Below are 24,901 nucleotides of genomic sequence, written 5' to 3'. Positions count from 1 at the left end.
CAAATATTAGTCTATCTGTATACTTGCCTAATGTTTTAAATAAGACAATAGAGTTAAATGATTGCCAATCAGGAGAAATCAACAAAAGATATCTAACAACAAAAAACCGTACTTATTGGTGGATGTAACTAGATACTTTGTCTACTAAACCTCATGTAATTGTATCGAAGAATTTTCTAAATACTAACAGTTCTCAAAAAATCAAAGGTAGAAACTTATGCAACTTTTAAATATTTCTAACAAGTCTTTAGCTAAACCACAGCTAGCAGCATTGTCAGACGAGTCTCTAAATCAAAATACAAAAACAACTCAACCTAAACTCTCTATGATCTGGGTGAACGAATTTGATGGTGAGCGTAATCGATTAATTGCCAAATGGATTATCAATTAGCAATTTAAGTACTTGAGAAAGAGTTAAAACTAATTTTGTTAGTAAGTTAATTATACAATTTAATTTTCATCCGGCTAACTAAAATATAGAATAATAACTCTTCATTAATATTTTTATTAGCGTGGACTGCATCGCACGAGGATGAAAATGGAGCGCGGAGCGCGATCGCTTTTTCTAACCTTGGTAACAAAACAAGTGATCGCACTTCCTCCCAGCAACTCCTCTCCAACCAAGCGATCGCATCTCTTCTAACCTTGTCAATAAAATGGCTTAAAATGAATGCACAAAGTCAGCAAAAAAAAGCCAGGTTTTTTCGCTATCAAGCCTAAAAAACCCAGCTTTCTTTTATATCCTTAGTTGAACCCAGTAACTCCCGGAATTTCAAGGACAAAATCTGCCCCATATACAGATGCAGGAGTCTGGAATCCTACCTTAGCTTCGCCTTGAATCACCCGTTTGATAACTGCTACAGCCGCTAATGCCGTAAAATCGTATGCTTCCGGCCCTAAGAGCTTTGCACTTACTTGTTGACCAGTTTCATCCTCAGCAATACCAATTACTCTAACTTGCCCCTTGGCTCGTTCTGCTGCCGTTGGCCCAGTGGGTAGAGTTTTAATTAAACTTGCTAAAGCACTTTGAAATAGAGACGAGTTAAATAACCATCCCAAATACTGGCTCGACTCCATCAGGAAGCGCACAGGATTAGGAAATACGGTATAAACCTCGATGTTTGGGATACCCGTAGTTTGGAAGGCAGTGATAATATCAGCACGCCAAGGGTTTGTTACTGCTGTCACCGGGCCATAACCAAAATCAACTTTACGTTTTTTCGATGCTGGCCGAGATGTGATAAGCTTACCTGCTTCTCGGACTACCCCGATATGATGTAAAGTTGGCAGTACGGTATTTGCAGTTCCTTGAGATACACCGCCCACTGTTTCATAGATTAAAATCAGTCGCGTTGCCATCGCTAACTTATGTTTGAGATAAGCAGCGACACAATCAGTAGGAACAACCCCAAATCCCACACCAGGGAGAAGCATTATCCCTGCATTTTTAGCCTCAGTATCTCGTGCCTGTAGCGCCTGAAATTCAGGTACTTCGCCAGCTATGTCTAAATAATGAGTTTTAGTTTGTAGACAAGCATCGACAAGTGGCTTTGAGGTTTTGGAGAAAGGCCCAGAGCAGTTGATGACAGCAATTATATCCTCAAGAGAGCGAGCGATCGCCTGCGGATCGTCTAAGCCAAAAACCCGAAAGTCCAAACTTAATTCATTGGCTACTGCTGCTAGTGAACTTTGATTGCGTCCAGCTAAAATTAATTCCAGTCCGTTATTTTTAGCAGATTCAGCAATGAGTTTTCCAGCATAGCCAGTTGCACCATACAATAACACCCTTGATGTCATTATTATCACCAACTAGGGATTGTTTGCAATCTGCTGCCATAACCGAACTTCCGGCGGTTCAACCAAAAATTGTCCTGATTTTTCGCTCAAAGCTTTAATATACGGCTGCTCTAAGTGTTGAGCCAAAATTTCCTGGCTGACCCAGTTTTCATGCAACAGAAACAAAGATGGATCTTCAACAGATTGATGTAAGTCGTAATTAATACAACCTTCTTCTGTAAGGGTAACAGCTATTACAGATTGAAATTCCTGTTTGAATCCCTCCTCCAAACCTGGCTTTACTTTTAATCGAGCGGTGACAGTTACTTGCTGATTTGACATTGTTATACCTCTTTTTTCTGAGATTAGTTCAACAGGTCGCGTTCAAGATTCTCCAATTTCAGCTAAGAAAAGTTTGCGATAAATGGGCGCTGGGTCGAATGGCACTAAGTTAAGATATACCCCTTACCCTGACTGGTTGACTGGTTCCAGTCTCTAGACTGGGAAAGAAGTGACACAAGTTTAGTGCGATTCGGTACTGGGTCAGAAATTATTTTAAGATTTGGTTGAGGTTGGGGTCTTAATCCCCAATCCCCAATCCCCAATCCCCAGTTCAAGTATTAATGCTGTTAATAATTTGCGAAGGCTTGAAGTAGTTGTAAGGTATGGGACGAGTTTGATTTCTAATGTCTATCTGCCGTTCTATTTCATGCAAATTCTGTTGGAATTGCACCACAATTTCCTGTGCCAATGGGTCGGCAAACTCCTCATCATAAAAACCCAATTTGTCATAGTGGTACGACGTTAAAATCTCAGTCCACATCACCTGATCGGCAGCTTGTTTAAAGGGAGGAAGTATCTTCATGATAGTTTCCAAGTCCACACCCTTAGTTTCTGGAATTGGGTGGTAGGCTGCATAGGGCATATTGGGTACAAAAGCCATATATTCGTACTGAGAAAAATTCAAAGCAGAGTGTAGAGGAGCGCAAGTGAATACTACTACACTGATGATTTCAATTAGTTGTTCTAGAGTCTCAATCTTGGCTGGCATTCCCTTGACTCTACCACCATCTTGAGCTACTAATTCTCTAGCCCAATTTTGCAACTCATAGTCGTCACTGATATCCTGTGAGGTTTTGTAATAGAGTTGCAAGTATTCAGCCACAAACTTTTCGACAGCATTCCAAATTAATATACCATCGTCCCGGAAAGGAAAGTGTGGTAAAATTTCTGGATCATCCGTTCGGCGACTTTTTATTAATCGAGGGAAGGTAAACTTTTCAACACTCCATTCTTCATAAACCTTCGCCACAAATCCCAGAGACTCCGTTAATGAACCTGCCATAAACTCATCAACCGGGCCTCCAGACTGTAAAAACTGAGTGCGTCCCAAATCATTATCAAATAGCATGAAACGGAAGTGGGGTTTTAACAGTAAAGCGATGGGATGATTTTCTGCTAGTTGCCGCGCAGTTACAATCGCAAACGGAGCCATAACTGCATGGGTATAGGCAAAATGACTACCCAATTCTTGATGGTTGCCATCAGCAATTTGAACGCAGGTTTTTGCCAAAAACCAATCTAAATGGGGGTCATCTGGTGTATAAATCACGCTTTTTGCGCCAGACTCATGATTAATCTGGATAGCAACAGGTACTAGAGAACCACCATTAGAACTATCATTACTTTGCCAATAAAATAGAGCTTGTGGCTTGGGAAGATACTTTTTAACATTCTCGTAGACACCACCTTTAATATCAGATAACAAAGGGTAATCTAAAAAATATAGCTTACCTTCCTTGAGTGCCTTTTCCAAAGTAACTTCTGTACCTGCAACCTTCTGAAAATGGGAATCAGTGACAGCAAAATTATCAGGTAATACATCAATTCTTTGGATAGCTAATGGGTTCGCTCCAGAGAGTCGTTGTTCTGCAAAACAAGAGTCTGTTTTGTAATTTTTTATGACATCAGGTTTTGGTAACAGTGACAAAAGTTCTTCATATTCTTCCAATTCATCTAATGGGTCTAAGAAGTTTCTGGCTTTGGCAGCTAGCATATTTGGTGCAAGAGTTGCCATACTTGCCAAACGTTTAGCAGTATATTCTGCCGAGAAAATTTCCTTATGAGGAACTTTATCAATGACTGGTAGAGGAGCTAGATAATTGAAATTAAATTTGTACTCTTCTCGATTTTTATCTAGCCAATTGATTCGGACATTCACATCAGGATCTTTTTGTGGTAAATATGGTTTCACGATTATCTCCAATTCTATTTTTGAGCGTCTGCTAGTAAATGATTAACGTCAACCAATTTTAGATTTTGCATTTATGATAACGAAGCTCCTTCTCTACGAGAGGCTGCGCCAACTAGTCCGTGAACGTCTTTTGGATTAACCTCTCCTTATAAAGAAGAGGCTTAAATATTGAAAATTTGGGAATTTTCTTCCCGACTTAAGTCGGGGGCTTGAAACCTTTTTTTAGATTCTAGATTTCAATTTAATCCAAAATCCACGCATCGAAAATCTAAAATTGTCTCGGTCAGAAAGGTGCTGAATTACATCAGGATGTAGCAATGACTTGAATTACAGACTTTTCAGATACTCAATCAAAGCTTTTTTATTCTCCTCAGATAAATCAGTGCCATAAATATGTCCCTGATTTGAATTAGCAGTTACCGTCGTATCGTATTTAAAACCTATAGCTTTGGCTTCATCTCCCTCAGTAATAAAACCAACTTTTTTCGGGTCGTAGACATCATATCCCCGATAGAAAACTTGAGGACGATTCTCTGGTTTTTCTAACAAATCTTGTAGAGATGGGACTGAACCATTATGTAAATATGGCGCTCTTAACCATAATCCATCTAGGGAAACAGATACATACCCATTGGTTTTGCGTAAGTTTTTGAAGTCCCAAGGGTAGCCATCACCAAAATGATTGTAAGTATCTGCTCCTTCTTGCGTCCACATATCTAACCGATGGCGGTCAGTTCCCACTTCTTCCACAGGGATAACAGTACCCGTTCTTTCCCCACCAAAAGCGTGACAAGATGCACAAGTATTAGCAAAAATTTGACTTCCTTTTGCAGCCACTTGCTCATCAATAGCAAATGGATATTTAGGAGGTGGTACTTCTTGAATAAAATCTTCTACTCGTTGTAAATCGGCTACAGGAAGTGATTTTTTGGTAGCACCGTCACCAATTGCTCCAGTTTGAACAGTTTCTGTTAGTGAAGTTTCTAACCCATCCCAATGAAGTGCAAACCCTTTGTGCATCTTTTGATTCCAAAGAGGCATCATATCAGAGTTACCGATAGTGTTATCTTTGGCCAACTTTAAAGTATTGAATTTAACCGGATTAAAAGGGTCAATTCGACCAGGGCCCCAGTTAGGACGAGAATCTGTCCAACTATAGTCTTCTTTTTGTTGCAGCAGTGCTTTCTTAGTTTGAGGAATTAGCAGAAAGCGATAAAGTAAATTTTCTAACCACGAAAGCTGATAGTTATATTTGATTTCGTCAAGGATATAATCTGCTGTAAATCTAGCATCACCAGCAGTTGCACTCAAAAATCGTAAATAACCTTGTGAATCAAACTTATTAGCAGGAGCCGTGGCCACAATTGTGGGTTTATCTTTCTCTGTTTTTCTATAGGTGGCAGTATGGCAAACAGCGCAAGTTATACCAACGCGAGGAAAGCCAATGGTTTTTTTAGTAAACCCAACTGGCATTTCTTTACCCTCTTCCCATGTGATTCCCAAGGAAGTATAACCACCTGGCCCTGGTAATTTATCAGGGAATATTCGTGGTAGTACCAGCCAAATCCAATAGGGAACACCTTGCGCTTCTTCTGTGCCAATAGAACCATATTTAAAGTGTTCTTCAGGCGATTCATAATATGTGGGAACCTCTCGAAAAAGGTTGTACCATCCCACATACCCAACTACACCAGCTAAAAGGATCACAATTAAAACAATGCTTGTGATTACCCTACTTATTTTATCTTTGAGTATTGTCATGGCACTCTTTTGCTCCTTTGCAGAAGAATCTGTTTGTAGTCCAGGAAATATACCCACACTAGACTAGGGATAAAATTAGAAGAATTGCTTCACTGGAATTGCAGCAATTGCATTTTAGTACGCATTGCTAGGGTCAGAAGAATTACTTCCGCTAATCCAAAAAACAGGTCTACAAAGGCAATAGATAAAAATCCTTTATCTTGCCCAAAGAAAAACACTGCACAAATAAAAAATGTTGAGCCAAAAGCTCTTGAAGGAAATATTGATATCCAGGCAGTTGCCTGATATCGGTACGGGTCAAGTGCTCCAGGAACATAAAATGCACTAATAATAAATAACAACATTCCCGCAGCACGAACCCAGATAATTGGCACTGGTATATGCATTTGAAGGAACGTCAGCATTAATTCTGGAAAGAAGCAAGAGGGAATGACAAAAAACATATTAACAATAATGCCAAGCCAAGTAACGCGACTAAACCATTTAGCGTAATTATTCATTTTTCTCTCCTTTTAAAGCTTTTTCATGTACTCAACTAGTGCATCTTTATCTTCTGTAGGAAGATCGATACCATACAAGTGACCACTGTTACTATTTCCAGGTTTTGTGGTATCGAACTTAAAGTATTGCTTACCGTTTTCTACACCGATATCAGACACAAAACCAACTTTTGCTCTGTCAATCACATCATAGCCACGATAGAATTCTTTAGGTCTATTTTCTGGTGTTTCTAGTAAATCTCGTAAGGTGGGGACTGAGCCATTGTGCAGATAAGGGCCACGTAACCAAACACCATCAAGGGGCATATTTGCATAGCCATTAGTCTTACGGAAATTCTTAAAGCGCCACGGATACCCTGTATACAGAGTATTTTGGTTAGACATCGTTTCGTAGGTATATGAGTCGAGACGATGAGGGTCTGTACCAATTTCTTGAATTGGGACAACTTTGCCTGTATATGCACCACCAAAAGCGTGACAACTAGCACAATTACTTTGAAAAAGCTGTTCTCCCTTCGCTGCTATAGTTTCGTTAACTTCGTAGGGATATTTTGGTGGTGGTAGTTCCCACAACCAATCAGCAACTCTCTGAATTCGAGGCAAATCAATTGTTGTGGGTGTGACTCCAGCGCCTAAAGCTGCACTCTTATTTCGTTCATCAACGGAAGTGTTATTACCATCCCAATGTAACTGTAATCCTTCGCGGGGTTTTTGATTCCAAACTGAGGGAAAATCAGAAGTACCAATCAGTTCATCCTGACGCAATTTATCCATTGGGAAATGGAATTGAATTGCTTTATAAGGATTAAAAGTATCTACTCTTCCTGGGCCCCAATCTGGTTGTTTTTCAACGAAATCAAGTCGAGATGCCTGATTAATTAGTGCATCTCTAGTTTGAGGAATTGCAATGAAGCGATAAAGTAGTTTTTCAATGGGATTAAGACCACCACTGATTTTTTCAATTTCTGGCAACATCCGGTTAGCAGTAAAGCGCTCATCTGCGCCAACTGCTGATAGGAATTTGATATATCCCTGCAAATTAACCACATTAGCAGGCATGGTAGTCATAACTTGATGTTCACTACTAGGGGTATCTCGCAGCGTTCCTGTATGACATACAGCACAATTCAACCCAACTCTATCGATAAAGACTCGCCGTTGCGAAAAACCTATAGGGAAATCTTTGTCAGCTTCTTTGATAAATCCCAGAGAAGTATAACCTTTTCCAGGTAATTTATCTGGGAATAATTCTGGTAAAACTTTCCAAATCCAGTAAGGAATGCCATTGATAGGTTCGCTGCCGATTGAACCATATTTAAAGTGGTTTTGAATATCAGCATAATCCACTGGGGAGTTAGATAAAACAGGCCAAAGGAAAAATACTGCTACTGCTACAATACCTACAATCACAACCCAAATCCGCTGGAAGACTCCCTTGATTGAGGTTGGAAGTAGGGTAGGGTTTGTTTGTTCAGTCATGAAACACTCCCCATGTTGTCGAGATTATTTGTAAGCGAAATTGTCGATATGATACGCATCGCTTTTTTATCTAGATAAATTTGCAAACTGAGTTTCATGAAAAACTGACATTACTTCTTCCATCATCTCTTCATAGCTATTGAAGCGCTCCTGCTCGTAACAACCCAAGGGATTTTCAATTACATTCAGCAGACATTTATTACAATAGGTACAGGGTTTATCTGCCAAATCTTTACCTGCTTGAAAAGATTTAACTAGGTCATTGTTAGCAATTAGGGTGCGAGCCATTGTAACACCATCACAATAGCGATCGTTAATTGCCTGACAAATATAAGAAGCTTGCTGCAAACCACCTGTACATAATACGGGAATATTAACGTGCTTTTTAATTTCTCTGGAATCTAGTAAGTTTCTACCTTGGTTCTCTATTAGTAGCTGTTTGATTTTAGCGTCTTTTACATCATCACCACTAAATGCTTGAGGAGGTAATTGCTTTTTCACGCGATTCCATAAAAAATTGAACAGTGGATGCAAAAATGCTTTGCGAAATAAAATGTAGTTGCGTGTGGTTTCGACACCACTTGACAACATGGCATCATAAGTTTTAGTAATGACATCAAAATTAAAATCACCAATGGGATTGAGTGGGTGAGGAAATAAGCTACCAGTTGACACATGCACGGCATCAGCCCCAGCTTCTTCTGCCCATTTACAAACTTGGATGGAATCTTCTATGGTATTACCTGGTTTTTCCCAAAAGGTGACGGCGTTGTTATAGTCAACGGCACTAATTTTGAATTGCAGATGAAAGTCGTTGCCTACTTCTTTGCGGATTGCTCTAATTACATCTAGCAAAAACCGCGCTCGATTCTCTAATGAACCACCATATTCGTCTTGACGGTCGTTAATTCCAGAACTGAGAAATTGATTAAAAAGATATCCATTAGCACTGTGCAATTCCACTCCGTCCAAACCTGCTTCACGGGCACGTCTAGCACCATCGGCGAAGTATTGGATTGTTTCTTTAATCTCTGTTAGTGTCATCGCTTGGCATAAAAAGCCGTGGAATGGCTCAGTTTGGCTAGTAGAACTTAAGGCTTTTTTTCCTAAGTTTTCTACACCACCAATATCTTGCTGTCGCCCCGAATGACTTAATTGCAAAATAAATTTACAGTCATATTCGTGGACTCTTTCTCCTACTTTTCGCCAAAAAGGAATGCGCTCATCACAGTTAATGGTGGCGTAATTGGGCATAATTCGTCCCCGGATGGCGACTGGGACAAAGGAACTAATAATAGCTCCTACACCACCACGAGCAAACTTTTCTTCCCAGTTGATTCGGGCTTGAGTGCCTGAACCATCATAGTTATCCCATCTTCCAGAAATGCTTGAGCGAAATATCCGATTTTTTACTGTGAGATTACGGAATCTCAATGGTTCAAAGATAATATCGTTTTGCATGTGTTCCTCTGTCTTTTATATTATTTCGGCAATAAAATTAGGCATCAAAATTATTCGTAGCACTAACAGTCTCGCCAGAGAACTATTATTTCTAGTGTCTCTGGGAGAGCAGTTTTTTATGTCTACAAATCTCCAGTGGAGGTTTTCGGGTGGGAGCGCTAAATATTAAGTTTTTGTTACTTAAATTTACCTACCAAGTTTTAGCATGGATATTTATCCTTATTGGTTTTTACAGTTATATAAAGACTTTTGCAGTTTGTAAAGCTATGGTACTTACAGAGCAATTCTTAAAAAAAAGTGAAAATTCCCGTCTTTTATTTCTCTTAAAAGGTTAAGGCAACCTTAAAAGTAGCTGCTAACAATTTGTTACAAACCTAACCAAGTCTGTAGGAAATCGATATAACCATAGCAAATTGATTATTGAACACCATTGTAAATTTACAATTTTTTAAATTTTTGATTTATAAATGTATAAAAGTTTATTGATGACGTTTTGCAAATTTGTGTAGTAACTTCATATATAACGAACCTCAGTCAGGTACATTCTAAGTCGTCAAAATCTCCCAAGACTAAATCTGGAAAATGGGAAATTAGTGATGAAGCATTAGTGTACCTCTGTAAAAGTGAGGTGCAGTGGAAAAGGTTTAGGTGTTACAACCAGAGAGTTTTATGAAAAAGACAAGTCTAATTTTTAAGGGCTGTCTGCTCCTCCTATTCGTGACTATGTTTATAGTCTGCGGCTTTTATGGAACGCCTACAGCTCTAGCTGATGAGTATAGTGAAATACCTACGTCCATAAATACAGAGTACTCAGATACCAGTGTATCTGAATACCCTGATAACTGTGACGGTATCGGTTATCTCCCAGAGTACACAAAGGAGAATTTGACAGATGCCGAAAAACGGGGTCGTTGCACTTGGTACTTATGGACTGGCGGTAATGATAAGTACTATCGTGATTTAGCGAAGCGAACACATGGCGGTGTTGACCTGTTAAAGCTGATTGACTCGCGTATGCATGACGAGCGATTGCAACGTTATGGCGCAATTAACGATCCTGGATGTGAAAAGGCGACAACACCAGATGAATACGGTTTGTGGCTAGATAAGTGTAAAGATCCGCTCTCAACTGGTGTTATTGGGTTGCGTAAGTTCCAAAACCCCAACTTCGACTCGGCAAAATGGAACCCTGTTGAATATATCAAAACCTCGCAAGTTGAGCCTCCCTATGTGATTGGGCAGTCTTGTGCTATTTGTCACGTAGCATTAGATCCCCTCAATCCACCCAAAGATAAGGAACACCCGAAATGGGAAAACCTTGTAGCAGCGTTAGGTAATCAGTACATCAAGGAAAACAAATTATTTGCATCCAGCGTTAGAGAAAATAGTTTTGTTAAGCAAGTACTTGATTCTCAAAAACCTGGTACCTCTGATACTTCTCGGATTGCCACCGATCATATTAACAATCCGAATGCAATCAATGCCATTTTTAATTTAGGCGATCGCCCCAAATATCCAGAGGTGATGAACGATGGTTCAACCAAGGATGTCAATCATATTCTCAAGGATGGTGCAGACTCTACAGGAGTGGCAAATGCCTCACTACGCGTCTACGTCAACATTGGGATGTGCGGCGATTACTGGACAAGTCTCCATGAGCCTTTATTAGGCAGAACTCCCCAAAAACCTTTTGATATCGAAAAGGCACGGAAGGAGTGCGAAGGCTGGAGACAGACAGAAGCACGTATGGCTGATGCCGAAGCATTCTTAAAAACTATCGAGCCGATGCACCTGAAAGATGCCCCAGATGGTGAAAAGTTCTTGACTAAAGATGAAGAAGTTCTCAAACGTGGCAAGCTGGTTTTTGCCAGCACTTGTGCTAGTTGCCATTCCAGCAAAAAGCCATCGGCTGCGATCGCTGCTGACCCCGAACAGGCTCAAAAATGGTACGAAGAGTCTGTACTCAGTAGTAATTTCCTCGACCACAACTTCTTGTCTGATGACCAGCGTTATCCAGTTACTTTAATTGGTACTAATGCAGCGCGATCGCTAGGGACAAATGCGGCTAAGGGGCATATTTGGGATCAGTTCTCGTCGAAGACGTTCAAAGAACTGCCTTCACCAGGTACTTTGACGCTGTACAACCCCTTCGATGAGAAAAAACCCATCGAATTTAAGATACCTGACGGCGGTTTAGGTTATTACCGTACACCTTCACTAGTGAGCATTTGGGCAACAGCACCACTTCTGCACAACAACACACTAGGACTTTACAACGAAGATCCCTCAGTGAAAGGACGTGTAGAAGCCTATACGGATGCTATGGAAAAGCTGCTATGGCCTGAAAAACGTGAAGGAATTATCAGCAGGACAGATAGAGATACCAAATTAGAGCTTCCCCCAGGAGATCCGAATCCGAGATTTAGGATTCCTGTTCCTAAAGGTACACCTGTGAATTTGCTGGCAAGCATCAATATGAGGGAGGCGATTACATCTCTCAATCTCAGCAGCCTTTTCCAAGATTTGAAACCAGGCGGTGGAATTAAGGGTAAGTTAGCACGTGTGCTTTTAAGAGCCAACAAATCTCCTGACTTTGTAGAAGATGAAGGTCATTATTTTGGCTCAAATCTCCCAGATGAAGATAAGAAAGCCCTAATTGAGTTCGTGAAAACTTTCTAAGTACAGCTCCCGTGTAAAATCGTAGTGTTTTAAACGCAGAGAATTCGCTACGAATTAATAAAATGTTGTACTAAGACAACTTGTCTTGATATTCTGCACTCGTTCCCAGATTTAACCTGGGAACGAGAAAAATATTGATTAAATAGCAAGGATATATATGCAGTATTTACCAATCGTCTTCGTTCGTGGATATGCAGGTACACAAAAAGACGTTGAGCAAACAGTCAACGATCCCTTTTATGGATTCAATAGTGGTTCAACACATATTCGAGTCGATGAGAAGGAAAATCCCCAGAAGTTTTTTTTCGAGAGTCCATTGCTGCGGCTAATGACTGATCATGGTTATCAACCGATTGTTGACAATCAGAATGTAAGCAATCAGATTAAAAGATTGTCTGGTCAACTGAATCAAACTATTTGGATCTATCGATTTTATGATATATCTACACCTAGTTTTGGCTCCTCAAGTGTAGTTCGACAAGAGATGGAGGAGATCGCCAAGAGTTTAAGAGACTTGATCCAGAATGTCAAGAAAACGACGGGTGCTGACAAAATTTATCTAGTTGGCCACTCGATGGGAGGTCTCGTTTGTCGCAGCTTGATTCAAAAGATTTATCCAGAACAAGGCGAGCAAGCTGCGGATCACATTGACAAATTCTTTACCTACGGTACACCTCATGGCGGTATTTATTTTGAGGTTGGGAGTGGCTTGCTAGAAAATCTGAGGGACAAGTTTCAATTGAATAATTCTGATGACTTTGGCCCTCAGCGGATGTATCAGTATTTAACACCTGGTATAAAGCCAACAACTGAGTTACCCGATGACTTTCAGCTAGAAAAACTACAAAGTATAGAGAATGCTTTTTCGCCAGACCGCGTTTTTTCTTTGATCGGCACTAATGCACATGATTATGAAGAAGGTTTTGGTTTTTCACGCAAGGTTGTGGGAGTCAAAAGTGATGGTCTAGTTCAAATCGATAAAGCTTATATCGCGGGATCTCATCGTGCTTATGTTCATCGCTCTCATGGTGGACGTTATGGCATTTTGAACTCTGAAGAAGGTTATCAAAACCTGCAACGATTTTTGTTTGGTGATATCCAGGTGAAACTCTCTTTGAGCAATGTTGAGTTAAAAGACCTGGACAATAATTTTTATCAACTGGAAACTAGGGTGGCTTTGCGTGGTCTTCCTATTCCTATATATGAGCAAGCGATCGCTCATTATTGCCCAATTACACAAGAGTTAACCCGAACAGATAAACCTGTTCCGCTATTTACAGCTTTCTTAATCCCAAGAAACTCAGTCAGTGATGATAATACCTGTAGATATGCCCTACGTTTAGCACTGCATTCCTTTACAAAACAAGAGACGAATTGGTTACGTGACCATCATCTCGACCAAGTGCCCGTATGGTCTGACTATCTAATTACTGATGTTGCCGAATCAAATAGCACTTATGAGGCTAAGTACAGTTGGAATTCTGATGAAAAAGAGCCAGTAACAAAGTTAAATCCGACTTCAGAATCCAGTTCCAGTGGATATGTTGCCTATATTTCCATACCCGAACGTGGGCAAAAAGTCTTAGGAACAAATGCGGCAGTTCGCTTGGAAATTTCCCAATGGCAATAATTAACAATTCAAAATTCAAAATTCAAAATTAATGAATTATGAGTTATAAATTTCAGGATTGACACAATAATCTAGACGATCGCCCCTGAGTCCCGCGATTAAATTAGCGATCGCCATTGTTGACATTTTAGAGCGCGTTTGATGGCTGGCACTGCCTATATGAGGTGCAATAATTAGATTTTCTAAGGTCAACAACAGGCTATCCTTGGGAATCGGTTCTGGTTCGGTGACATCTACAGCCGCAGCAGCGATTTGACCACTTGCAAGGGCGCGATACAGAGAATCGGGATCTACAATAGTTCCCCGCGCCGTGTTAATCAAAATAGCCGATCGCTTCATCAACTCAAATTGGCGATCGCTAATCAGATGGTAAGTATCATCAGCCGATGGTGTATGCAGTGTTACGAAGTCAGATTCTTGCAGTAAGTGTTCCAACGTAGCAAACTCCACTCCTAAAGATTGTTCTAATTCTGGGCTGCATCGTTGCCTACTGGTATAAAAAATTTGCATTTCAAACCCTTTGGCACGACGAGCGATCGCTTGACCAATCCGCCCAAAACCAACAATTCCCAAGGTAGCACCTGTAACATTTGGCCCTAACAACAAGTCTGGTTCCCAAGTCTGCCACAAACCTGCACGAGTAAACCGATCTGCCTCTACTACGCGCCGTCCAGCTGCCATTAATAATGCCCAGGCAAAATCTGCGGTAGCATCGGTTAACACCCCAGGAGTATGACCGACGGGAATTTGCCGTGCCGTAGCGGCGGCAATGTCAATGTTATCGTAACCCACCGCCATTTGACTGATGACCTTGAGTTTCCCAGACTCAATGAGTTGGCGATCGATTTGGTCAGTCAGCAGACATAGCAATCCATCTATTTCCTTGACTTTTTCTAGTAAAATTTTGTAGGGAGGGGGTTGGCGTTCTGGCCAAACTTCCACAATCGCGAGCGATCGCAGTTGCTCTAATTCGATGGGTAGGCGACGAGTGACGAAGACTTTATGAAGCATAGTTTTAAAATAATTTCTGGAAAAAAGGACGCTTCTTGTATCAGTTTCCCCTTAAAATATCATGGCGGAAATTCAAAACCTGATAAAGTTGGTTTTTGTTCTGTGAAAATGAGGCGTGATGTTCCAATCAAGCAGTAGAGAGTCTACAGACAATCATCACAAGTCGTTGGAATTCAAAAGCTTGTCGAAATATTCTGTCAGAAACTTACTAGATGAAGTAGATATTCTGAGGATTGCTGCAAGCTTGAAACAGGATCAAAAGCAAAAAGGAAAACTGGGGCAATTTTTGACTCCTGCTTCAGTAGCAGAATTAATGGTTGGGATGTTTAGTAAGCTCGATCTTCCTCAAATATCTCTACTTGATGCTGGAGCAGGAGTTGGCTCATTACTTGCAGCCTTTGTAGCTAATCTTTGTCAGAGCCAAAAACGCCCAACCAATTTAGATATTGTTGCCTATGAAATTGATCCTTTTCTGATTGGTTATTTGCATCAGACATTGAAATTATGTGCTAAAGAATGTCAAACAGCTGGTATCTCTTTAAACTATGAGATCCGGGATACAGATTTTATTGAGGATGCAGTCAGACTTCTTCAGCTCGATAATCCTGACAATTGCAGGTTTACCCATGCTATTCTTAATCCTCCATATTTAAAAATTAACGCTCATTCCAAAATTCGTGATTTGTTACGTTGTATAGGGTTAGAAACTAGCAATCTATATACAGGTTTTATTGCTGCTACAGTTCAACTTCTTGAATCAAGAGGAGAGCTTGTAGCTATCTCGCCGCGTAGTTTCTGTAATGGGCCATATTTTAGAGACTTCCGCAAAATGTTTTTAGAAATGATGGCTTTAGACCAAATACATCTTTTTGAATCCAGACAGGAAGCTTTTATTGATGATGAAGTTTTGCAAGAAACAATTATCATCCATGCTGTTAAACAAAAACCAAAATTTGACAATGTAACTATCAGTACAAGTTCAAATGCTGATGACGATTTTATTCTGTCAAATTCATTAGCTTATACAGAGATAGTTATTCCCAGCGATTCGCAACAATTTATCCACATTATCCCTGATACACTAAGTCAGCAGGTCATTGAGAAAATGGCTAATTTTACCTGTACATTAAAAGACCTAGAGTTAACTGTATCAACGGGACGTGTTGTAGATTTTCGTGCTAAAGAATATCTGTGTTTAATGCCAGACAAAAATACTGTTCCCTTGATTTATCCATTAAATTTCTCAAGAGGATATGTTGAGTATCCCAAGGTAACTAAAAAACACCAAGCTCTAATATATGCAGAACAAACTGTATCTCTCTTAGTACCAAATGAACATTATGTTTTGACTAAACGATTCTCCTCCAAAGAGGAAAAAAAACGAGTTGTTGCTGTTGTATATGATGCTAACCAAATTAATTGTTCTTGGGTAGGTTTTGAAAATCACCTGAATTATTTTCACAAAGACGGAAAAGGACTTAATCTTACCTTAGCACGTGGTCTTGCTGCTTATCTTAACTCTAGCCTCGTTGACGCATTTTTCCGGTTGTTTAATGGGCATACTCAGGTTAATGCAGCCGATTTACGAAATTTAAAATATCCGACAATAGCGCAGCTAATGACCGTAGGACTATACATTACTGAGCATTTCCCATCACAGAAAGAAATCGATGAACTTGTGCAAGAAGAGTTACTGAGTATGAGCAATCAGTCTGAAAACAACCCTTTAATAATCAAAACCCGGATTGATGAAGCATTGCAAATACTAATTGAACTTGGACTTCCACGGGCACAGCTGAATGAACGTTCAGCCTTAACTCTTTTGGCTCTACTTAATTTAAAGCCATCAGATCCTTGGGAAACTGCTGCGTCTCACCTAATCGGAATTACGCCAATGATGGAATTTATGGCACAGCACTATGGCAAAACATATAAACCTAATACGCGGGAAACTGTTCGCCGCCAAACAGTCCATCAATTCTTAGATGCAGCTTTGATAATTGCAAATCCAGATGCACCTGAACGACCCGTTAACAGTCCAAAAACCGTATATCAGATTGAAGAAAGTGCGCTTGAACTCTTACGTACTTATGGAACTACTGAATGGGAAAAGAGCATTCGTACTTACCTTACTTCAGTTGAAACTTTGAAAAAACGATATGCTCAGGAGCGGGAACTATCACGTATCCCTATTGTGATTGAAGGAAAGTTAAAAACTCTATTGCCAGGTGGTCAGAATATACTGATTGAAAAGATTATTAATGAATTTGCAGAACGTTTTACACCTGGAGGAAAACTGATTTATATTGGCGATACAGATGAGAAGTTCGCGTATTTTAATAAAGTTGCATTGAAGGATTTAGGCGTTACTGTCGATTCTCACGGAAAAATGCCTGATGTGATTATCCATCATCTAAAAAATGATTGGCTAGTTTTAATTGAAGCTGTAACTTCTCATGGCCCAATTAACCCTAAACGCAAGAAAGAACTTGAAGTTATCTTTGCTGATATAAAAATTCCTCTTGTAATGGTAACAACCTTTTTAAGTCGGAAAGCGATGGTAGAGTATTTGGCTAAAATTGCTTGGGAAACCGATGTTTGGGTTGCGGAAAATTCTACTCATCTGATTCACTTCAATGGAGAATATTTATTACAGGCTTACAAAGTAGATAGAGATTCTGAAACAGAATAAACTATTTTTAATTTTTGATAATCTATGCAAAAAGAAGCGTTAAGGCGATATCGGTATCCACAATATAGATCCAACAGTTTAGGCAAAGCGTAGTAAAGTAAAGTAAGAAATCTCAAGGTGCGTGTAAGTATGAAAACCTACGGACTATAAATTTAACAGCATATACAGCAGTAACGTTGATCGCTCCGAAAGCAAAATTGTCGCCATGACTAACTCAACTCCAATGGATGACGATAAAAATCCCCCAAAGAAGAAAGGCAAGTCGCTTCCTCCCAAGCTGATTATCTGGCTAGGAAAGTTTGTCTGGACGAGTATGTGGCAGATAATGATGTCAAATCTTGCTCCTCGCAATCAGTCGGGAGCATATATTCGTCCTAATAGTCAGTTTCGCAAGTTCATCGGTACAGAATCAGGGAATCCACACCCACCAGCAACCGGGCGCTACAAACTCTATGTTGGGCTGGGCTGTCCTTGGGCACATCGAACCTTGGTTGTGCGATCGCTCAAAAAACTCGAAGCGGTAATATCAATATGTGTCGTCTCTCCTTCTCCCATTGAAGGCGGTTGGATATTTAACCAAGAAGAAGAAGGTTGTCGCACACTGGCTGAATTTTATCAGAAGGCAGAACCGGGCTATAGTGGACGCTCTACAGTGCCAGTACTATGGGATAACCAAACAAAAACCATCGTCAATAATGAGAGTTCAGAGATTATTGTCATACTAAACTCTGAGTTTAACGAGTTCGCTAACAATCCGACGCTAAATCTTTACCCAGAAGAATTTAAAGAGAAAATTGACTGGTGGAATGAAAAGATTTATCACGCGGTAAATAACGGTGTGTATCGCTGTGGCTTTGCCCAGACTCAAGAAGCATACAATCAAGCCTGTAATGAACTGTTCGCAACTCTCGATGAGATTGAACTTGCATTGCAGACTAATCGCTATCTCTGCGGTGAACATTTGACACTTGCAGATGTGCGTTTATTCACAACATTATTTCGGTTTGATAGTGCCTACTATGGGCTGTTTAAATGCAATCGGCAGCGAATTCGAGACTATCAGAATCTCGGAGCTTATCTACGTGATTTGTATCAGCTTCCGGGTGTAGCTGACACTTGCGACGTAGAAACTGTGAAGCGGGACTACTACGGGAACCTATTCCCACTCAACCCTGGCGGTATTATTCCCAATGGCCCTGATATGTCCTATCTTAATCAACCACACGATCGCGATCGTATCGGCAAGGTGAATGCTTCATGAATCAGATTAATCGGGTTGCAATTGTTGGTGGAACTCATGGTAATGAGTTTACAGGAGCCTACCTAATCCAGAAATTTGCCCAGTTTCCCGATTTAATTACTAGATCGAGTTTTGAGACAGTCACTCTGTTAGCAAATCCCAATGCTTTTGCCACCGGGAGACGATATGTAGAAAAAGATTTAAATCGCTGTTTTCTCAAGCAAGATTTACAAGATCCGACTCTAAATAGTTACGAAGAATTGCAAGCTAAATTAATCCAGGATATCCTAGCATTAAATGGGAATAAACAAGCAGATTTTATCTTAGACTTGCACAGCAGTACAGCTAATATGGGTCTGACAATTATTCTTGATAACAGTCATCCCTTAAACTTAAAATTGGCTGCTTATCTAAACCAGCTTAATCCTTTAGTTAGGGTTTATCGCTGCTCTTTTAAATCAATTGCAGAAAACCCATTTGTAAATTCTTTGTGCGAATTAGGCTTTGCATTCGAGGTTGGCCCAATTGCCCAAGGTATCTTAAAAGCAAGGCTGTTCCAACAAACAGAGGAACTTGTTCGCGCCCTTCTGGACTACCTAGAACAGTTTAACCAGGGTAAAATTCCATCAAATAATGAAACTTTGATTCTTTATGACCATTTATCAGTTGTAGACTACCCAAAAAAACCGGATGGTACAATCTTTGGAATGATTCATCCAGAGCTTCAGGATAACGATTATCAAGCCTTGAATCCAGGAGATCCACTTTTTATAACTTTTGACGATAAAACAATTGTTTATGAAGGTGCATCTACTGTTTGGCCAATTTTTATTAATGAGGCAGCTTACTACGAAAAGGGAATTGCAATGTGTTTGACCCAGAGGCAGCAAATCAACATCTAGGATGTGGATAAAAATTTTTGTATAATTGCTTTTAATTGGAAGTGATGATAGAAATTGAGCATTCAAATCATTAATAACTTCTAGATTTAGCGCGATGTCTGCGACGGGCTACGCCTACGCTAAAACCTACTTAGACCTCATCTACGTTGAGAACCGTAGTTTTTGCCCTCACCCTAAATCCCTCTCCCAAGTAGGGAGAAGGACTTCTTTCCGGCTCCTCTTCTCCCAATATTGGGAGAAGGGGCTGGGGGATGAGGGTTTTTTCTTTTCATACAGAAAGAACTACAGTTTTCAAGGTGGACGCGGTTTATGTAAGTTTATATAGGACTCATATCATGTCCACATAATTAGTTATGATTTCCACAGTCATTGCACCCCACCTCTTAATCCCCTCCCCTTGCTAAAGGAAAGACAAAGCGTAGCTTTGGCTCTTTGGGGTTCTTTGGGTTTAATAAGTAATCAAGCAGACATGAGATGACGGGCGATGCCTACGAAATGCTGCTTTTAAAGTAACTATTTATTTTGAGAATTAGGAGCCGCAAATACTCTAGCTTGAGGTTTCCCTTAAACTCATACCATTTCACGAAATATTTGATACAAATGATTTGTCTCTAATTCTTTCCCCCTGCTCCCTGCTCCCCTGCTCCCCTGCTCCCTGTATCAACCTGAAAGTGAAATGGTATCAGTCCAGGTCGAACTATGGAACTTGACCAATAAAGTCCAAACCTTAGACTATAATTGACGCTTAAAATTGTCCAAATAATTTAACTCATAATGAAAACAAAGCAAAAAGGAAACAAACCAATAGCCAGTCTTTCTTTAGACTTGGATAATATTTGGTCTTATTTAAAAAATCAGGGTGCTCCGGGTTGGGAGACTTATCCTTCTTACCTGGATATCGCAGTACCTCGTTTCTTAGATATTCTCAAGCAATGGGATTTGACAATCACAGTATTCATTGTTGGTCAGGATGCAGCGCTAGAAAAGAATACTAAGGCAATACAAGCGATCGCCACTGCAGGTCACGAAATTGGCAACCATTCATTCTATCACGATCCTTGGCTACATCTGTATTCAGAGAATGAGATTGAAGAAGAGGTGGCGCTCGCCGAAGAACATATCAAGCGTGTCACTCATCAACATCCTATCGGCTTTCGGGGGCCAGGATACAGTTTTTCTCCAGCAGTATTGAAAGTCTTAGCACGACGAGGATACGAATATGATGCTTCGACTTTTCCCACATTTTTGGGGCCCATAGCACGAGCATATTATTTAATAACTTGTAAATTGAGCAAGGAAGAACGTAAAAAACGGGAAGCGCTGTTTGGTGGTTTTAAAGAGGGTTTGCAGCCTCTAAAACCTTACCAGTGGAAACTAGATAAGGATAAATTGACTGAGATTCCCGTTACCACCATGCCAATTTTTAAAGTGCCAATTCACTTCAGTTACATAATGTTTCTGAGTACATTTTCTTCGGAAGTGGCTTTACTCTACCTGCGAATTGCCCTGTGGCTGTGTAAAGTTACACGCGTCCAGCCTTCTTTACTACTTCATCCTACAGATTTTGTAAGTCAAGAAGATGTGCCAGAACTCTCATTCTTCCCAGGTATGAGTGTCCCTACCTACAAAAAGCTGGCAATAGTGAACAAAAGTTTAGAAATTATATCCAGTCAGTTTAATGTTTTGACTGTTGGACAACACGCTAAATTTGCAGCCGATGCCCCTAAACTACCTGTATTAGTGCCTCAAAAGAGGTAAAAATATCATCTATGCGATTTATTAACAAGAATCCCCACAAGAGTTAATTTGGCAGACGGTGACTGCCGAATTCAAGGGTAATTATTTAGGCTGTGGCTGTTGTTCACCAGCCGCGGGCTGCTGTACCAGATAACCAAGGATGGCTGTAGCGATACCGCCGTTAGTGCCAGCGACACCGTGGTTAATTACCCCAATACTACCAAGGAAATTCGCAGCACCAGCAGCCAGCCCAAAAATCGTAGTGAGGGTATTTAGAGTAGATTTAGACATTGAATTACAAAGAAGGCAGGAGAAAAGAAGTATGAATAAAAACTTTAGTTCTGGGTCATTGCCCAGTTTAAAAAAGGAATTGTATCGATAGCGCAGCGTTAGCGAGTCATCTCCCAAGGGGAGACGCCAAGGGCGAACGAGCGTCGCGGAAAGCGCCGCGAGATACAAAGCGTCCTATCTCCTGCCTCCTGAATCCTGATATTGCATCCTGAGTTCTGAATTCTGACTTCTCATTTAAGTTTTTCGTGAGCAGCCAAAATAATTTTTTCGGTTTCTTCCCAGCTAATACATTTGTCAGTTACAGAAACACCATATTTTAATTCTTCTTTTTTACCAGTAATCGGTTGACTACCTTCATACAAATGCGATTCTAGCATCATGCCAACAATTGATGTATTACCATCCACTATTTGCTGAATAATATTTTCTAAGACAGCACCTTGTAATTTGTAATCTTTATTGGTATTGCCGTGGCTACAGTCGATTACAATTCTTGGTGGTAAATTTGCCTGTTTTAATTTTTCTTCTACCAGTTTGACATTTGCTGGATCGAAGTTGGGTTGACTACCACCCCTTAAAATTACGTGACCGTAGTCGTTACCTTTAGTTTGAAAGACGCTGACCTGTCCGTTTTGATTAATTCCCAGAAAATTATGCGGGTTTCCAGCTGATTGTAGGGCATTTAAAGCTACTTGAATATTGCCGTCAGTACCGTTTTTAAAACCTACAGGCATCGAAAGCCCACTTGCCATTTCGCGGTGAGTTTGTGATTCGGTTGTGCGTGCGCCAATGGCAGACCATGTAATCAGTTCACTGATGTATTGAGGTATGATTGGATCTAGTGCTTCTGTGGCAGCAGGTAATCCCAACTCTGTAATTTTTAATAGTAGCTCCCGTGCAATTAATAAACCTTTCTCTACATGGAAAGAATCATCCATATCTGGATCGTTAATTAACCCTTTCCAGCCTACGGTTGTTCTTGGTTTTTCAAAATACACTCGCATAATTAGTAGCAAGTTATCCTTGACTCGCTCGGCCAATATTTTCAATCTCTGAGAATATTCGAGCGCTGCTTTTGGGTCGTGGATTGAGCATGGGCCAACTACTATAAATTTCCTGCGCTCCTGAAAATCCAGGATATGTTCTATTTCCCGCCTATATGCTAAAACTCTTTGTTCAGCTAATTGTGTCAAAGGTAATTTTGACTTGACTTCATTGGGAGTTAATAAAATGCGATCGTTCTCAATGTTAGCGTTGTCGATATTACTATTAAATAATTTGTTGTGCATAGGGATGCTTTGGCAATTATATAGACGCACTTCAACTCAAAAGTGTAACATAAACCTATGAGATTTTAAAATAGCTTATTTTCTGCTTGACAAATTTCTAATTAAACTGTGTGTACCTAAGTAAAATCATAACTAAAAAAGGGGAATATTTTCCCCCTTTTCTTTGCTATTAGACTACTGACTGAGCAGTAGTGTAGATCATTACTGCCATACAAACACTTTGGCTTCGTATGGCCCTAAGTCAGTTATGATGCCATCTTCACCAGCTTCGACATCATAATTGCCTGTCCACTCGTGCCATGTACCAGCGCTAGGAAAGTTAGGAACATGATACTCAGCTAGGAAGTTTTCTGAGAAATTTGCAATTACGATTACACGAGAGCCTTCATCATTCCAACGAGTATAAGCTAATACTTTTGCTTCAGGATTTTCGTGGATAAAATCGATATTTTCTGTGTAGAGAGCATGATTGCTTTTACGCAGGTTGGTTAAGCCTTTGTATAATTCAAATAAACCACGATTTAGATCGTTACCTAACAGCGTCCAATCGATTTTGGATGATTCAGGTTGTTTAGGTTTATACTCGCCAAATTCTTCTCCCATCCAAATCAAAGGTACACCAACGGCAGTCATTAGGATGGCTACTCCTAATTTAGCCCGTCGAAATGCTTCTTCGTCAAAAATCTCACGGTTCCCCAGTTCAACCATGACATGATTATGGTCGTGGTTGGTGAGGTAATTTACCACATTGGTGGAACCCAAAAAGCCTTGGCGCTTGCAGTCAATGACATCTTTGAGACGCTCTAAATCAAATGTATCACCGCAAATGTGTTCTAGAATGCAGTGATAAAAACTGTCATGCCAGCAACCATCCATTGGCCCATCTACATTGGTAATGCTGGTAGTTTCAGGAATGTGTTCGGCAACGTTGTAAAAAGGCTTCATGCTAGCAGTTTTTTTGGCTTCCTGAACAATCCAGTGCATGAAGTCATAGTTAGCAATTTGCCGCGCTGCATCATAGCGAATACCATCAAGATGATATTCTGATATCCAAAAACGAATTGTCTCACCAATAAATTTCCAGGCTGGCTTAATATCTAATTTTTCATCATAATGCTCGTAATTAAACTCAGGCCCCCAATTATTATCAGGGTCGCGAGGTTCGTGATGATACCAATAATCGTGATCGATTTGTGTTAAAGGAGCAGATGCTTCTGAGTGGTTGTAAATTCCGTCAATAATTACACGAATGCCTCTGCTATGACACTCGTCAATCAAATTTTTCAACTCAGCAGTCGAACCATAACTTGATTCTGTTGCAAAGAAGTGACGGGGATTATAACCCCAACTATAATCACCAGGATATTCTTTAAGTGGCATCAACTCAATAGCATTGATTCCCAGTTCGCACAAATAGTCTAACTTTTCAACGACGTGTTTGTACTTACCTCGTGCATAAGGATCGTCCTCGCCACCAGAAAAGTCACCAACGTGCAATTCATAAATTACTAATTCGTGGTCAGCAGGTAAAGGTTTATCATCATGTTGCCAAACATAAGTATCAGTAATCCTTTTCCCATCTTTGACTCGGATAACACTATCGTCGTTTCCACTTTGTTCATCTATATCAGTTGCATAAGGATCTGTAACATCAACCCATTGCTCTGGTTCAAAAAACCATGAATTTGATTGAACGCGGAATTTATATTTATAAACGCCATCTTCTAGTTCAACACTTGTGCGGAAATAACCATCATCACCTCTTTCCATTGGAATTTCTTGCCAATCAGAAAAAGAACCAATTAATGCTGCTCCTTTGTTATAAGGTGCAAATAAATTAAATTCAATTGGCTTTGCCATAGAAGTGTTTGTAATATCAAGGGTTGATAGAGATATTCTCTGATGCTCAATAGAATTTGCAAATCGCTCTAGAGAAATAATTAGATCGGGAGTGCTTCTACCTTCAGGAATAATTTATTAATTTATTTATAAAAATTAACCATATCATTTTGGTTTTTGGTTGTTTATAGTATTTATTTTTTGACTCAAATACGGATTTACTCTAATGCAAAGATTGTCTATCAAACTAATATTTTTAAACCGTTATATATACAAATACAAAAAAATATTAAATAAAACAATAGTTTTGATAATATTCAAATACAGTATATATTTGGTAAAAATAGGATGTTTTTTACC

General features: G+C 39.9%; 18 protein-coding genes. 7 read left to right on the top strand and 11 right to left on the bottom strand.

All coding sequences use genetic code 11. The annotated features are described in order from the left end of the window. Positions 1-217: 217 nt before the first annotated feature. Entirely contained in the window at positions 218-391 is a 174-nt protein-coding gene (locus RMY63_RS03400; RefSeq protein ID WP_322727348.1) for a hypothetical protein, read from the top strand. 353 nt (positions 392-744) lie between these two features. Here RMY63_RS03400 and RMY63_RS03395 read toward each other — a convergent pair whose 3' ends face one another. The 7 genes from RMY63_RS03395 to RMY63_RS03365 form a co-directional block, all read right to left on the bottom strand. Further along, positions 745-1,797 (bottom strand): saccharopine dehydrogenase family protein, encoded by a 1,053-nt coding sequence (locus RMY63_RS03395; protein ID WP_322727347.1) that lies wholly within the window; start codon positions 1,795-1,797, stop codon positions 745-747. A gap of 12 nt (positions 1,798-1,809) precedes the next feature. After that, positions 1,810-2,118, bottom strand: coding sequence for a putative quinol monooxygenase (locus RMY63_RS03390; protein ID WP_322727346.1), 309 nt, complete (start codon positions 2,116-2,118; stop codon positions 1,810-1,812). Positions 2,119-2,389: 271 nt separating this feature from the next. Then, a complete protein-coding gene (locus tag RMY63_RS03385) occupies positions 2,390-4,030 on the bottom strand; it encodes a lipoxygenase family protein (protein WP_322727345.1) in 1,641 nt (546 codons plus the stop codon). 327 nt (positions 4,031-4,357) lie between these two features. Then, on the bottom strand, positions 4,358-5,791 hold the full coding sequence (locus RMY63_RS03380; protein ID WP_322727344.1) for a c-type cytochrome: 1,434 nt from the start codon (positions 5,789-5,791) through the stop codon (positions 4,358-4,360). Positions 5,792-5,880: 89 nt separating this feature from the next. Then, entirely contained in the window at positions 5,881-6,291 is a 411-nt protein-coding gene (locus RMY63_RS03375) for a hypothetical protein (protein ID WP_322727343.1), read from the bottom strand. A gap of 12 nt (positions 6,292-6,303) precedes the next feature. After that, positions 6,304-7,770 carry a cytochrome c gene (locus RMY63_RS03370; protein ID WP_322727342.1) on the bottom strand — a complete coding sequence of 489 codons (1,467 nt, stop codon included), beginning with the start codon at positions 7,768-7,770 and terminating at the stop codon, positions 6,304-6,306. A gap of 66 nt (positions 7,771-7,836) precedes the next feature. Further along, entirely contained in the window at positions 7,837-9,231 is a 1,395-nt protein-coding gene (locus RMY63_RS03365; protein ID WP_322727341.1) for an NADH:flavin oxidoreductase, read from the bottom strand. Positions 9,232-9,900: 669 nt separating this feature from the next. Between RMY63_RS03365 and RMY63_RS03360 the strand changes: the two genes are divergently transcribed. Next, entirely contained in the window at positions 9,901-11,910 is a 2,010-nt protein-coding gene (locus tag RMY63_RS03360) for a hypothetical protein (protein ID WP_322727340.1), read from the top strand. A 157-nt stretch (positions 11,911-12,067) separates the two neighbouring features. Beyond that, a complete protein-coding gene (locus RMY63_RS03355) occupies positions 12,068-13,540 on the top strand; it encodes an alpha/beta fold hydrolase (protein WP_322727339.1) in 1,473 nt (490 codons plus the stop codon). 36 nt (positions 13,541-13,576) lie between these two features. Here RMY63_RS03355 and RMY63_RS03350 read toward each other — a convergent pair whose 3' ends face one another. Continuing rightward, entirely contained in the window at positions 13,577-14,551 is a 975-nt protein-coding gene (locus RMY63_RS03350; RefSeq protein WP_322727338.1) for a D-glycerate dehydrogenase, read from the bottom strand. A gap of 181 nt (positions 14,552-14,732) precedes the next feature. Here RMY63_RS03350 and RMY63_RS03345 point away from each other — a divergent pair, with 181 nt between their 5' ends. The 4 genes from RMY63_RS03345 to RMY63_RS03330 all read left to right on the top strand — a co-directional run bounded on the left by RMY63_RS03345 (position 14,733) and on the right by RMY63_RS03330 (position 21,143). Then, on the top strand, positions 14,733-17,243 hold the full coding sequence (locus RMY63_RS03345) for a BsuBI/PstI family type II restriction endonuclease (protein ID WP_322727337.1): 2,511 nt from the start codon (positions 14,733-14,735) through the stop codon (positions 17,241-17,243). Positions 17,244-17,448: 205 nt separating this feature from the next. Next, positions 17,449-18,504, top strand: a complete 1,056-nt coding sequence (locus tag RMY63_RS03340; protein ID WP_322727336.1) for a glutathione S-transferase family protein — start codon at positions 17,449-17,451, stop codon at positions 18,502-18,504. Then, positions 18,501-19,385: an aspartoacylase gene (locus RMY63_RS03335; RefSeq protein WP_322727335.1), complete on the top strand. Its 885-nt coding sequence runs from the start codon at positions 18,501-18,503 to the stop codon at positions 19,383-19,385. Before RMY63_RS03340 ends, RMY63_RS03335 begins: the two co-directional genes overlap by 4 nt. Before the next feature lie 774 nt (positions 19,386-20,159). After that, positions 20,160-21,143, top strand: a complete 984-nt coding sequence (locus RMY63_RS03330; RefSeq protein WP_322727334.1) for a polysaccharide deacetylase family protein — start codon at positions 20,160-20,162, stop codon at positions 21,141-21,143. A gap of 81 nt (positions 21,144-21,224) precedes the next feature. On the opposite strand, the gene RMY63_RS03325 is transcribed toward RMY63_RS03330, so the two are convergent. The 3 genes from RMY63_RS03325 to RMY63_RS03315 form a co-directional block, all read right to left on the bottom strand. Beyond that, complete coding sequence (locus RMY63_RS03325; RefSeq protein ID WP_322727333.1) at positions 21,225-21,413, bottom strand: hypothetical protein; 189 nt, start codon at positions 21,411-21,413, stop codon at positions 21,225-21,227. A 230-nt stretch (positions 21,414-21,643) separates the two neighbouring features. Continuing rightward, positions 21,644-22,702 carry a 3-deoxy-7-phosphoheptulonate synthase gene (locus tag RMY63_RS03320; protein WP_322727332.1) on the bottom strand — a complete coding sequence of 353 codons (1,059 nt, stop codon included), beginning with the start codon at positions 22,700-22,702 and terminating at the stop codon, positions 21,644-21,646. A gap of 201 nt (positions 22,703-22,903) precedes the next feature. After that, positions 22,904-24,562 (bottom strand): alpha-amylase family glycosyl hydrolase, encoded by a 1,659-nt coding sequence (locus RMY63_RS03315; RefSeq protein WP_322727331.1) that lies wholly within the window; start codon positions 24,560-24,562, stop codon positions 22,904-22,906. Between the last annotated feature and the right edge of the window lie 339 nt (positions 24,563-24,901).

The sequence above is a fragment of the Nostoc sp. ChiQUE01b genome, from assembly GCF_034531255.1.
In the GTDB taxonomy this organism is placed as follows: Bacteria; Cyanobacteriota; Cyanobacteriia; order Cyanobacteriales; family Nostocaceae; genus Nostoc.
The sequence above is the reverse complement of the archived record's forward strand: the minus strand, read 5'-3'. Positions and strand labels throughout refer to the sequence as shown.